Origin of the sequence: Streptomyces sp. PA03-6a (assembly GCF_033792765.1) — a bacterium.
Taxonomy (GTDB): domain Bacteria; phylum Actinomycetota; class Actinomycetes; order Streptomycetales; family Streptomycetaceae; genus Actinacidiphila.
Genome location: NZ_JARAVK010000267.1, coordinates 1 through 12,095, shown reverse-complemented (window position 1 = coordinate 12,095; position 12,095 = coordinate 1). Strand labels below are relative to the sequence as shown.

Sequence of the window (12,095 nt, the reverse complement as noted above, 5' to 3'; positions counted from 1 at the left end):
GGGGTTTTGGTTTTTTTAAGGACGGGGGTGGGGGGGTAAGGGCCGGGGGGGGGGGGCCCCGCCGGGCCACCGGCGCGGCGGACGAGCTCCCGGTAGACCTCGGGGTCGGTGGTGTACTCGCCGAGCCGGACGGTCTTGCGGGTGCCGTGGTAGTCGCTGGACCCGGTGGGGAGCAGTCCCAGCTCCGCGGCGAGGGCGCGCAGGTGGCCACGGGCCGGCTCGTCGTGGTCCATGTGGTCCACCTCGATGCCGTCGAGCCCGGCCGCGGCCAGGTCGTGGATGACGCCCTCGGGCACGCAGGTGCCGCGCTTGACGGCGGCGGGATGGGCGAAGACCGTCACCCCGCCCGCGTTCTTGACGAGCCGGATCGCCTCGAAGGGGTCGAGTTCGTGCTTCTCGACGTAGGCGCGCCCGCCCGGCCCTATCCACTCGGGCGTGAACGCCTCGGCGATGCTGTCCACCAGTCCCGCCTCGATCAGCGCCTGGGCGATGTGCGGCCGGCCCACGGCACCGTCGCCGGCGATCTCGGCGACGCGGTCCCAGGTCACCGGCACCCCGTGCTCGCGGAGCCGGGCGACCATGGCCTGTGCGCGGGGCACCCGGTCGTCGCGCACGAGCTCGCGCTCCCGGTGGAGCTCCGGTTCCTGCGGGTCGAAGAGGTAGGCGAGCATGTGCAGGCCCACCCCGTCGATGCGGCAGGAGAGTTCGGCGCCGGTGACCAGGACCGGCGCCGCGGTGCCCGCGGCGTGCAGTTCGGCCAGCGCCTTCTCGGCCTCGGCGTAGCCGCCGACCGTGTCGTGGTCGGTGAGGGCGACGACGTCCAGCCCGGCCGCGGCCGCGGCCCGGACCAGCTCTGCCGGGGTGTCCGTGCCGTCGGAGGCCGTGGAGTGGGTGTGCAGATCGATTCGCACGCAGGTCACTCCAGGCGCTCGGTGCTCGGACGGATTCAGGGGTTGTGATTACCAGGATAACTGCCCGGACAACCTGTGAATCTCAGGAGAGCAGGCGAGGGGAGAGCGCCCCGCACGGGACGAGATCGACTTCGGCGCCGGCCTCGCGCAGATCGGTCAGTATCAGCTCGTCGTACATGAGCAGGCCCGACTCCTCCGGCCACACGACCGCCCACAGCCAGAGCCCGAACGACTCGCCCGCGAAGACCGCGCGGTCCGGTGGCGTCCCGTTCACGTGCCACAGGCCGGTCGGCCTCCCGGCCGCGATCACCTTGGCGGCCGGCGGCTTGCCGATGCACATCGCCGGACCGGGGTCCGGCCCCGGGATCCCGGCGAACCTCGCCCCGAGCCCGACCCCGAGCTCCTCCGCCACCAGCACCATCTCGCCCTGCCCGCCGAGCGGCCCCGGACCCGAGCACGCCACCGCCGTGGCCCGTCCGCCGCTGCGGTCGTCCCCCGCGGACGCGACGCCGGTGAACAGCCAGCCCACCGGCAGCGGCCAGGGCATCCACACCGGGACGTGCGACCGGCTCACGACCACGCCGAGGGCTTCCACACTCGGTGGCACGACAGGCTGCAACGGATACACGGCGCCGTGCTCGTCGCACTGCCAGGAGTCGGCGAAGAGCCCGGGCGCTCGGACCCGGCCACCGCACTTCGGGCAACTGGGTTCGCCCCTCATAACGCCCCACGGTCCTCCGGCGGCGTGCCCGCGTCAAGGACGATCACCCGTCCGAGTTCGACGCGTGGCGTCGCCGCACGGCACACCTCCCCCGCCGGTCACACCTGTCGCCCGGCGGCGGTCCCGCGGGGACCGCTGAGGGGGTGTCACCGACCGCCGGGGCTCCGTCCGTCAGCCGGGGCTCAGTCCGTCAGCGGGACCGCCGCGCGCTGCGGGTCGCGCAGGTCGGTGCCCGCCTGCAGCCAGCGCTCCTGGAGCGCCCCGGCGCCGCGCACCCGCTTCCAGGCGGCCTCGTTCGCCGTCATCGGCAGGAGCGGGAAGAAGCGGACCGGGTCCATCGGGGCGTCGAGTTCCAGGTCCTCCACCAGACCACCGGGCTCGGCGACCAGGACGGCCGAGAACGCCGCCCCGGGCCACAGCGGTTCGCTCACGTCCAGCGAGTTCCCCGGCGCGACGACGACGCCCTCGACCTGGGGGCTGGCGGCCAGTACGGCGAGCGGCCGCAGAACCTTGTCCGTGTCGGCGCCGCGCCCGCCGCGCAGGGTCAGCACGAGCTCCGCGCGCGGGCCGCGCACCGGGTCCGCGACGACGGTGACGGGGTCGTTCATCGGTGCGCGCGACATGCCCAGGGTGGCGTACCGCAGCAGCTCACCCTCGCGGAAGCGCAGCACCTCGATCCGTTCGGTGCCCAGGAAGGTCACCGCGGCGCGGGCGTCCGGCTCACCGAAGGCCATGTGCAGCCGCGCCTCAACGAGCCCCAGTACGTCGACCATGAAGTGAGCATAGAGCGCGTATGGAACGTGCAAAGCCGCGGCTTCACGCAGGAGGCGCCTGATAAGGTGGGCCGTCGGCTACGCCGGTAGAGGCGTGCCACTTTCCCCCAGCGGGGAACGGCCGGAGGAGGTGGGGCTGCAATGGATCCTAGTCGACCGTGCAGTACCGGCAGCTCTTCCGCCCGGCAACCCTCCTGATCCCCCGCGTTCCGTACCCGGTCACCCGGGCGTGAAACCAAAGAACCACGGAACCGACGGGGATTCTCGAATTCTCCACGAGCACGAGCACGAGCGTGTGACGGCGCCGCGTGTCCGCTCGAACGGCCTGCCCGGGTCCGCCCTGCCGCCTCCGGAAGAGCTCCCTGAACTGCGCAGTGATCAACGGTGATCACCCTGCCCTGATCCGCATTTCAGCCCGGCCAGTCCGTGAAGGAGCTTGCCATGTCGATGATCCGCGACCTGCGCGCAGTCGTCCGCCCCGCCCTGCGCAAGAGCAGCACGTCATACGACTACGGCCCGGACCGCTCCCGCACCTCGTCCGCCGTGCCCAGCTCGGTCGTGGACTGCGCCGTCTACCGGGACGGCCGCCGCGGCAGCGACCACATCTCGCCGCGCGAGGCCCTGGAGAAGGTGCGCGGCGGCAACGAGGGCTTCGTCTGGATCGGCCTGCACGAGCCGTCGGAGCGGGAGTTCGCGGAGATCGCCGAGGTGTTCGGACTGCACCCGCTGGCCGTGGAGGACGCCGTCCACGCCCACCAGCGGCCGAAGCTGGAGCGCTACGACGACACGCTCTTCATGGTCTTCAAGACCATCCGCTACGTCGAGCACGCCGAACTCACCGCCACCAGCGAGGTGGTGGAGAGCGGCGAGGTGATGGTCTTCACCGGCCGGCACTTCGTCATCACCGTCCGGCACGGCGGGCACGGCTCGCTGCGCGCCCTGCGGCACCGCCTGGAGGACGACCCCGAGCTGCTCGCCAAGGGCCCCTCCGCCGTGCTGCACGCCATCGCCGACCAGGTCGTGGACGACTACCTGGCGGTCAGCGAGGCCGTGCAGGACGACATCGACGAGGTGGAGATCGACGTCTTCTCCGCCCAGGGCAAGTCGCCGCGGGCCACCGACGCGGGGCGCATCTACCAGCTCAAGCGCGAGGTGCTGGAGTTCAAGCGGGCGGTGTCCCCGCTGCTGCGCCCGATGCAGATGCTCAGCGAGCGGCCGATGCGCGTGGTGGACCCGGAGATCCAGAAGTACTTCCGGGACGTCGCCGACCACGTCGCCCGCGTCCACGAGATGGTGGTCGGCTTCGACGACCTGCTCAACTCCATCCTGCAGGCCAACCTCGCCCAGGCGGCCGTCGCGCAGAACGAGGACATGCGCAAGATCACCTCATGGGCGGCGATCATCGCCGTCCCGACCATGATCTGCGGTGTGTACGGCATGAACTTCGAGCACATGCCGGAACTCCACTGGCGGTACGGCTACCCGATGGTGCTGGTCGCGATCGGCGGGATCTGCCTCGCCATCCACCGCATCCTGCGCCGCAACGGCTGGCTGTAGGCCCGCGCCGGCTAGGCCTTCCTGCGGTCCGCCAGGATCACCAGGGCCAGCCCCGCGAGGATCACCGCGAGCGCCGGGTAGGCCGCCACGGGCGGGGTCTGGCCCAGCCAGACCGCCGCCACCAGGGCGGCGCCCGGCGTCTCCAGCAGGATCGCCGTGGACGTGGTCGACGCCCCGAGCCCGCGCACCACGCGGTTGAGCAGGCTGTGGCCGAGCAGTTGCGCGGCCACGGTCAGGGCGACGAGCTTCGCCCAGGTGCCGCCGTCGTAACCGCCGAGCGCCGAGCCCGAGGCCAGGCAGACGGCCAGCAGGGCCACGGCCGTGGTGGAGTAGCAGACGTAGGTGTACGCGGTCGTGCTGACGGTCCGTCGCACCTCCGCGCCGAGCAGGACGTACCCCGCCGCCGCGATGCCGCCGCCCAGCGCCAGGGCGTCCCCGACCAGGGCGCGCGGTGACAGCGACAGGTCGACGCCGGTCAGCAGCACCACGCCGGCGACCGCCAGCGCAGAGCCCAGCCACACCATCCGCGGCGGCCGGTGGCCGCGCATGAACAGGATCAGGGTGGTCCACACCGGCGTCGTCGTGCCCAGCGCCGTCGAGGACGCGACCGAGGTCATGGTCAGGCTCGGCAGCCACAGCCCGAAGTGCAGCGCCAGCACCAGGCCGGACGCGATCGACAGCCACAGCGCCCGGCGGCCCATCCCCCGCAGTTCCCGCCGGTGCCGCAGCCAGGCGAACGGGCTCAGCACACCCACGGCCATGGCGTTCCGCCAGAAGGCGATGGCCAGCGCGGGCGCGGCGGTGGCGGCGATCAGCGGCGCGGACAGGGAGACGCCGGCGATGGCGACAGCCAGGAGCGCGAAGTCCAGTGGCGGCCTCCCGTGCGGGGCTGCGCCGGAGTCGGTGTCCGCCTTCGGTACGGCGGGCGTGGTGCTGGCGGACGGCGCGGCGGACACGCGGTGTCTCCTCGGGGCACGGTGGGACGGTGGCCTCCTTAGCGTAAGGCCCGTCCGGGCCCCGAGCTCCTGTCGTCTCACCATGTGTGCGGCACCACGGCGGCGGCCCGTACGGCCCACGCCATAGGGTGGGGCGCATGACGGACACCGTGACGCAGCCGCAGCTGGACCAGGCCCTGATCGAGGAGGCCGTGAAGAAGTCCGGTCTGCTGTGGGCCGACGGTCAGGCCCTGTGGCACGCGTGGGTCGACGGTGCCGTGGTCGTCGTCGGCGGCGGCCCCGGCGAGCAGCCGCTGCCCGGGCCCGGACTCACCGACGGCGGCACCGCCACGGTCACCGTCCGCAGCAAGGACAAGGGCGGCCGGCTGGTCGTCTTCCCGGTCCGGGTCACCGAGCTGCGCCCGGACGGCGAGGCGTGGACGGCCGCGGTGGAGGAGCTCAAGGGCAAGCGGCTGAACGCGCCGGACGCGGAGACGATGACCGGACGCTGGGCCCGCGAGTGCCGCGTGCTGCGCCTGGAGCCCACCGGCGACCCCCTGGAGCGCCCCGGCGCGATGACGGACGCCAGTGGCGCGGCGGCCCCGGTGCCGACGTCCGCGACCACCCGGCAGCCGGTCCCGGCCGGTCTGCCGAAGCTGCTGCTGCGGCGCCGCAAGAGGGCCTGAGCCCCGGGCCTACTGCGTCACGGCCTTGCCGTAGTCGACGACGTCGTCCTCGTCCGGCGCGCGCAGCGTGAAGTCCTTGCCCCAGTCGGCCATGGTCAGCGTGCCGGCGCCGCCCGCGCGTTCGTAGCGCAGCGGGTACGGCTTGCCCTCCAGGGACACGTCGATCGTGCCGCCGTTGCCGCCGTCCGCGGTGACGGCGATGGTGCGGACGCCGCCGACCGAGCGGTGGTCCCCGACGGCGAGTTCGCCGTGCAGGACGAACAGGCCCTCCAGCAGCACCTCCTTGTCGGTGAAGCCGCTGAACTGGTCGTACGTGGGGTCCCCGGCGGGCACCTTGACGTACTTGTTCTTGAGCTTGGCGCCGACCTGGTCGCCGTAGAAGCCGGCGCCCGCCTTGAGGTAGAGGTCGTCGCCCACCCGCAGCAGTTCGAAGGTGCTGCCGTCGGAGGTGACCTCGCCCAGGCCGCCGTTGCCGCGCAGCCGCATGTCGAGCGTGTAGGTGCGCCCCTTGCTGATGACGGTGCCGGACAGCCGCACCGTGTCGGCCGCGTCGGCGGCGGTGCGGGCGCGCTTCTCGATGGTCCCGGCCGGCAGCTTGCCGACGCCGTTGGTCCCCGCGTCCGGATCACCCGCGCACCCTGTCGCTCCGGCGAACACCAGGACCGCGCCCAGAAGGCTCACGAGGACGGCTGACCTGCGGCCGGGGATCACGTGTTCTCTTCCTCCTGCAGTTGTACGCGCCCGTCACACGAGGGCAGCGGCGAAGCGGAGCCGAAGCTACCGCAGCGTACCGCTGGCCGGGTGAACCGCTGTGAACGCCGTGCGAAGCCCCCGTGGAGCATTACCGCGCGCCCGGGGGGCGGGGGCGGCGTTAGCCTGGCGGCATGCCAGCGGGAACCTCCCGGGTCTTCGTCTCGCACCTCTCCGGGGTGCGGGTCTTCGATCCCAACGGCGACCAGGTCGGCCGGGTCCGGGACGTGGTCGTGATGCTGCGGGTCGGGGGCCGGCCGCCGCGTGTGCTGGGTCTGGTGGTGGAGGTCGTCAGCCGGCGCCGGATCTTCCTGCCGATCACGCGGGTGACGGGCGTGGAGTCCGGTCAGGTGATCACCACGGGTGTCGTCAACATGCAGCGCTTCGAACAGCGCCCGACCGAGACCCTGGTCCTGGGCGAGCTGCTTGACCAGCGGGTGACGCTGGTCGAGACCGGCGAGGACGTGACCGTGCTGGACGTGTCCATGGTGCGCCTCGCCGCGCGCCGCGACTGGGAGATCGACAAGGCCTTCGTGCGCCGCGGCAAGGGCGGCCCGCTGCGGCGCAGCGGGGAGACGCTGACGGTGGTGTGGTCCGCGGTCACCGGCTTCTCGCTGGACGAGCACGCGCAGGGCGCGGAGGCACTGCTCGCCACCTTCGACCAGCTGCGTGCGGCCGACCTGGCGAACGTCCTGCACCACCTGTCGCCCAAGCGTCGCGCCGAGGTCGCCGCGGCCCTCGACGACGACCGCCTCGCCGACGTCCTGGAGGAGCTGCCGGACGACGACCAGGTGGAGATCCTCGGCAAGCTCGAGCAGGAGCGGGCCGCCGACGTGCTGGAGGCGATGGACCCGGACGACGCCGCCGACCTGCTGGCCGAACTGCCGAAGGAGGAGCAGGAGCGGCTGCTGGGACTGATGGAGCCGCACGAGGCGGCCGACATGCGCCGGCTGATGTCGTACGAGGAGCGCACCGCCGGCGGTCTGATGACCACGGAGCCGATCGTGCTGCGCCCCGACGCCACCGTCGCCGACGCCCTGGCGCGGGTCCGCAACCCGGACCTGTCCCCCGCGCTCGCCGCCCAGGTGTATGTCTGCCGGCCGCCGGACGAGACCCCGACCGGCAAGTACCTGGGCACGGTGCACTTCCAGCGGCTGCTGCGCGACCCCCCGTTCACCCTGGTCAGCGCGCTCCTCGACAGCGACCTGCAACCGCTGTCGCCGGACACCCCGCTGCCGGCGGTCACCAGCTTCCTGGCGACGTACAACATGGTGTCGGTGCCGGTCGTCGACGACAGCGGATCGCTGCTGGGCGCCGTCACCGTCGACGACGTCCTGGACCACCTGCTGCCGGAGGACTGGCGCGAGACGGAGCTGCACGAGGCGGCGCAGTGAGCGACGAGCGCCCCCGCGTCCGCCTCGACCAGCCGCGGGTACCGCGGATCAGCTTCCTGCCCTCCTACGACCCGGAGGCGTTCGGGCGGCTGTCGGAGAAGATCGCCCGCTTCCTGGGGACCGGGCGGTTCATCGTCTGGATGACGGTGGTGATCATCGCGTGGGTGGCGTGGAACGCGCTGGCGCCCCGCCATCTGCGCTGGGACTCCTACCCCTTCATCTTCCTCACCCTGATGCTGTCGCTGCAGGCCTCCTACGCCGCCCCGCTGATCCTGCTGGCGCAGAACCGGCAGGACGACCGCGACCGGGTCAACCTGGAGCAGGACCGCAAGGCGAACGACCGCAGCATCGCCGACACCGAGTACCTGACCCGCGAGGTGGCCGCGCTGCGGCTGGGCCTGGGAGAGGTCGCCACACGCGACTGGATCCGCTCCGAACTGCAGGAGCTGCTGAAGGACATCGACCAGCGGCAGCGTGCCGAGGCGGAGTGACCGCCGGGGTCGTCCCGCCGCCGTGTGAACCCGCCCACCGGGGGTCCTGCGGGCACGGTGCGGGACGTACCATCGACGCATGGCTACCGAAGCGCACGGCTCCTCCCCTTCGCCCGACGCGGTGCGCGCCGCGCTCGCGACGGTGAACGACCCCGAGATCCACAAGCCGATCACCGACCTCGGCATGGTCAAGTCGGTCGACATCGCGGACGACGGCGCGGTGCGGGTCGGCGTGTACCTGACGGTGTCGGGCTGCCCGCTACGGGACACCATCACCAACCTGGTGACCACCGCCGTGTCGAAGGTCGCCGGGGTCACCGCGGTGACCGTCGAACTGGACGTGATGAGCGACGAGCAGCGCCGCGAGCTGGCCACCTCGCTGCGTGGCGGGCAGGCGGAGCGGGAGATCCCCTTCGCGCAGCCCGGCTCGCTGACCCGGGTGTACGCGGTCGCCTCCGGCAAGGGCGGCGTCGGCAAGTCCTCGGTGACGGTGAACCTGGCCGCCGCGATGGCCGCCGACGGCCTGAAGGTCGGTGTGGTCGACGCCGACATCTACGGCCACAGCGTGCCGCGGATGCTGGGCGCGGACGGCCGTCCGACCCAGGTCGAGAACATGATCATGCCGCCCTCGGCCAACGGTGTGAAGGTCATCTCCATCGGCATGTTCACCCCGGGCAACGCCCCGGTCGTGTGGCGCGGCCCGATGCTCCACCGGGCGCTGCAGCAGTTCCTGGCCGACGTGTACTGGGGCGACCTGGACGTGCTGCTGCTCGACCTGCCGCCCGGCACGGGCGACATCGCGATCTCCGTCGCGCAGCTGGTCCCGAACGCCGAGATCCTCGTGGTCACCACGCCCCAGCAGGCGGCGGCCGAGGTCGCCGAGCGGGCGGGCACCATCGCCGTGCAGACCCACCAGAAGATCGTCGGCGTCATCGAGAACATGTCCGGGCTGCCCTGCCCGCACTGCGGCGAGATGGTCGACGTCTTCGGCAGCGGCGGCGGCGAACGGGTCGCCGAGGGCCTCACCCGCACCACCGGCGCGACCGTGCCGGTGCTCGGCCAGATCCCCATCGACGTGCGGCTGCGCGAGGGCGGCGACGACGGCCGCCCGGTCGTCCTGACCGACCCGCAGTCCCCGGCCGGCTCGGCGCTGCGGGCCATCGCGGGCAAGCTGGGCGGGCGTCAGCGCGGACTGGCCGGCATGTCGCTGGGCATCACGCCGCGCAACAAGTTCTGAACCGGCGGGCCGGCCACGACCGGCCCGCCGGACACCTCAGGGGCGCCTCCCGGCATGGGAGGCGCCCCTGAGCCGTTGCTCACGGCCTCACGGCCGGTACGTGGTGATGTCCTTCACCTGGGCCAGGCCGAGGCCGTAGGCGCTCATCCCGCGCCCGAAGGCACCCAGGTGCACCCCGCGCGCCGACCCGGCCATCACCCAGCCGTACTCCGACTCCCGGTAGTGGAACGGCGTGGGGACGCCGTCCACCGGCAGGCTGAGCGCCGACCAGTCGGGGCCCTCGAGGTTGTCCGCGAGGTCCCAGGCGATGGCGGTCTGCTGGTCGAGCCAGTTCTGCCGCAGGTGCCGCTCCATCTGGGTGGGCCAGGTGCAGGTCAGCAGTCCGGAACCCGCCAGCCAGGCCGCCGAGGCGACCGAGGTGGCGTCCAGCACGCCGGTGCCGTCCGAGCTGCGCCGGACCGGGCGGTCGGCGACCGTGACGACCACCACGAAGCGGCGGTGGTCGGGGGTGGGCTCGACCTTGACCGACGGTTCGTCGCCGTGGCCGGTGGATCCGTGCTCGACCGTGCCGTCGGCGCTCATGCCGACCGGGGCGAGCCAACGGTCGCCGGTGAACGCCTCGTCCAGTCCGTACCAGGTGAAGTCGGCCTTGAGATAGCCGCCGGTCGTACGATCCGCCGGATCAGCTGTGGTCTCCATACGCGCGGCGCCTCCTCCATAAGGGCAAACAAAGGGAGAATAGCCACTCGCGCTACGTGATCGGGGCAGGCCCCTGCATCAGGTGGCGTCGGAGTCGAACGGCGGGGCCTCGCCGGGCGTCAGGCCGTCGCGCTTGCGCAGCCGGTCCGGAGTGCCCGAGGAGCCCGCGGCGGAACCCGAGCCGCCGCCGCTGTCGCGGCCGTGCACGGCGTCGGTGACCGCCGACATCTCCTCCTTGAAGTCGAATCCGTTGCGGATCTCCTTCAGGCCCAGCTCGTCGTTGTCCAGCAGCTGCTTCCGGACGAAGTTCTTCGGGTGCAGGTCCTCGAATTCGAAGTCCTTGAACTCCGGGCCCAGCTCGCTGCGGATGTCCGCCTTCGCGCTGTCGGAGAACTCCCGCACCTTGCGGACGAACTGCATCACGTCCTTGATGACCTTGGGCAGCTTGTCCGGCCCGAACACGAGCACGGCAAGGATCACGAGCGCGACGACCTCCAGCGCGCCTATGTCTGAAAACACCGTGCAGCTCCTCGTGGTCCTCGGCCGGCGGACGGAATCCGGCGGATCTCACCGTACCTGCCCCAACCGTCTGCACGGGAGTGGGCAGGGTCAACAGTAGGTCGCGCCCCGGTAAATCCCGAATTCGCCGTGCTCAGTTCCCGCTGGCCGAGCCCAGGGTCAGCTCCATGGCGCGCTGCTTGCCGTCCCGCTTCACGGTGAGCTGCAGCGTGTCGCCGGGCCGGTGGGCGCGGATCCGCACGATCAGCTCCTCGCCGTTGTGCACCCGCTTGCCGTCGATGGCGGTGATCACGTCACCCGGTTCGATGCCCGCCTTGGCGCCGGGGCCGTTCGGGGTCACCGAGTCCCCCTCGCCCTGGCCCTCGGGGCTGACCTGGGCGCCGTCGCCGGAGTACTGCAGGTTGATGCTGACGCCGATCACCGGGTGGGTGGCCTTGCCGTCGTTGATCAGCTGCTCGGCCACCCGCTTGGCCTGGTTGACCGGGATGGCGAAGCCGAGGCCGATGCTCCCGCCCTGGCTGCTGTTGCCGAAGGGGTCGGAGCCGCTGTCCGCCGAGCGGATGGCGCTGTTGATCCCGATGACCAGGCCCTTGGCGTCGACCAGCGGACCGCCGGAGTTGCCGGGGTTGATCGGGGCGTCGGTCTGGATGGCGTCGACGTAGCTGACGTCGCTGCTGTTGGTCTCCCCGCCCGCGGTGATCGGGCGCTGGGTGGCGCTGATGATGCCGGAGGTGACGGTGCCCTCGAGGCCGTACGGGGCGCCGATGGCGACGACCGGGTCGCCGACCTGGGCGGCGTCGGAGTCGCCGAGGGTCAGCGGGTGGAGCCCCTTCACCCCGCTGACCTTGATGACCGCCAGGTCGTAGCCGGTGTCCCGGCCCACGATCGTGGCGGGCTTCACCTGGCCGCCGTTGAAGGTCACCGAGATGGTGCCGCTCTTGGCGACGCTCTCCACCACGTGGTTGTTGGTGAGGATGTGGCCCTCGCCGTCCAGCACGAACCCGGTGCCGGTGCCCTCACCGGCGTCGCCCTTGACGTGGATGTAGACGACGCCGGGCAGGACCTGGGCCGCGATGCCCGCGATGCTGTCCGGGGCGCGGGTGCCGGCCTCCGCGGTGGCCTGCGGCAGGGTCACCTCCGGCGTGCCGCCGCTGTCGTGCACGTAGGCGCCCAGCGCCCCGCCGACGCCTCCGGCGATCAGGGTGACGGCGATCAGGGCGGCCGCCAGCGGGGCGCGCCGGCTCCCCGTGCGCCGGGCGGTCGGCTGCTGCCCCGCGGAGCCGCCCGGGGGCGCCCAGGGGTCGTAGCGGTGCCACTGGCCGACGGACAGCGGCGCCGGGGGTCCGGGCGGGCCGCTCGGCGGCGGGGGCGGCGGCGCGGGCTGGTGCGGTGGTGGCGCCGCGCCGACGGGGGGCTGTACGG

General features: G+C 72.4%; 13 protein-coding genes. 5 read left to right on the top strand and 8 right to left on the bottom strand.

The genetic code is table 11. From position 1 onward, the window contains the following. From PV350_RS38920 to PV350_RS38910, 3 genes are all read right to left on the bottom strand, one after another. Nucleotides 1-911, bottom strand: a 911-nt coding sequence (locus PV350_RS38920) for a PHP domain-containing protein (RefSeq protein ID WP_500338161.1), incomplete at its 3' end; no start/stop codon positions are given. A gap of 82 nt (nucleotides 912-993) precedes the next feature. Then, nucleotides 994-1,632, bottom strand: a complete 639-nt coding sequence (locus tag PV350_RS38915) for a DUF6758 family protein (protein WP_499513799.1) — start codon at nucleotides 1,630-1,632, stop codon at nucleotides 994-996. Between the two features lie 182 nt (nucleotides 1,633-1,814). Beyond that, nucleotides 1,815-2,405: a suppressor of fused domain protein gene (locus PV350_RS38910; RefSeq protein WP_499513798.1), complete on the bottom strand. Its 591-nt coding sequence runs from the start codon at nucleotides 2,403-2,405 to the stop codon at nucleotides 1,815-1,817. A gap of 441 nt (nucleotides 2,406-2,846) precedes the next feature. On the opposite strand from PV350_RS38910, the gene PV350_RS38905 reads away from it, so the two are divergent. Beyond that, nucleotides 2,847-3,962, top strand: a complete 1,116-nt coding sequence (locus tag PV350_RS38905) for a magnesium and cobalt transport protein CorA (protein ID WP_499513797.1) — start codon at nucleotides 2,847-2,849, stop codon at nucleotides 3,960-3,962. Nucleotides 3,963-3,973: 11 nt separating this feature from the next. On the opposite strand, the gene PV350_RS38900 is transcribed toward PV350_RS38905, so the two are convergent. Beyond that, nucleotides 3,974-4,918: a DMT family transporter gene (locus PV350_RS38900; RefSeq protein ID WP_500338159.1), complete on the bottom strand. Its 945-nt coding sequence runs from the start codon at nucleotides 4,916-4,918 to the stop codon at nucleotides 3,974-3,976. Between the two features lie 137 nt (nucleotides 4,919-5,055). Here PV350_RS38900 and PV350_RS38895 point away from each other — a divergent pair, with 137 nt between their 5' ends. Then, on the top strand, nucleotides 5,056-5,583 hold the full coding sequence (locus tag PV350_RS38895; protein ID WP_500338157.1) for a hypothetical protein: 528 nt from the start codon (nucleotides 5,056-5,058) through the stop codon (nucleotides 5,581-5,583). A gap of 9 nt (nucleotides 5,584-5,592) precedes the next feature. On the opposite strand, the gene PV350_RS38890 is transcribed toward PV350_RS38895, so the two are convergent. Further along, on the bottom strand, nucleotides 5,593-6,294 hold the full coding sequence (locus tag PV350_RS38890) for a hypothetical protein (RefSeq protein WP_500338155.1): 702 nt from the start codon (nucleotides 6,292-6,294) through the stop codon (nucleotides 5,593-5,595). A gap of 173 nt (nucleotides 6,295-6,467) precedes the next feature. On the opposite strand from PV350_RS38890, the gene PV350_RS38885 reads away from it, so the two are divergent. The 3 genes from PV350_RS38885 (at nucleotide 6,468) to PV350_RS38875 (ending at nucleotide 9,455) form a co-directional block, all read left to right on the top strand. Continuing rightward, complete coding sequence (locus PV350_RS38885; protein ID WP_499513793.1) at nucleotides 6,468-7,727, top strand: magnesium transporter MgtE N-terminal domain-containing protein; 1,260 nt, start codon at nucleotides 6,468-6,470, stop codon at nucleotides 7,725-7,727. Then, entirely contained in the window at nucleotides 7,691-8,218 is a 528-nt protein-coding gene (locus PV350_RS38880) for a DUF1003 domain-containing protein (protein ID WP_499516935.1), read from the top strand. Before PV350_RS38885 ends, PV350_RS38880 begins: the two co-directional genes overlap by 37 nt. A 79-nt stretch (nucleotides 8,219-8,297) precedes the next feature. After that, nucleotides 8,298-9,455 (top strand): Mrp/NBP35 family ATP-binding protein, encoded by a 1,158-nt coding sequence (locus PV350_RS38875; RefSeq protein ID WP_499513792.1) that lies wholly within the window; start codon nucleotides 8,298-8,300, stop codon nucleotides 9,453-9,455. 87 nt (nucleotides 9,456-9,542) lie between these two features. Here the strand turns inward: PV350_RS38875 and PV350_RS38870 are convergent, their stop codons facing one another. The 3 genes from PV350_RS38870 to PV350_RS38860 all read right to left on the bottom strand — a co-directional run. After that, nucleotides 9,543-10,154, bottom strand: a complete 612-nt coding sequence (locus tag PV350_RS38870) for a hypothetical protein (RefSeq protein ID WP_499513791.1) — start codon at nucleotides 10,152-10,154, stop codon at nucleotides 9,543-9,545. Between the two features lie 78 nt (nucleotides 10,155-10,232). Next, complete coding sequence (locus PV350_RS38865) at nucleotides 10,233-10,673, bottom strand: Sec-independent protein translocase subunit TatB (RefSeq protein WP_499513790.1); 441 nt, start codon at nucleotides 10,671-10,673, stop codon at nucleotides 10,233-10,235. 133 nt (nucleotides 10,674-10,806) lie between these two features. After that, nucleotides 10,807-12,095 (bottom strand): S1C family serine protease (locus PV350_RS38860; protein WP_500338154.1); only part of this gene is annotated, 1,289 nt, incomplete at its 5' end.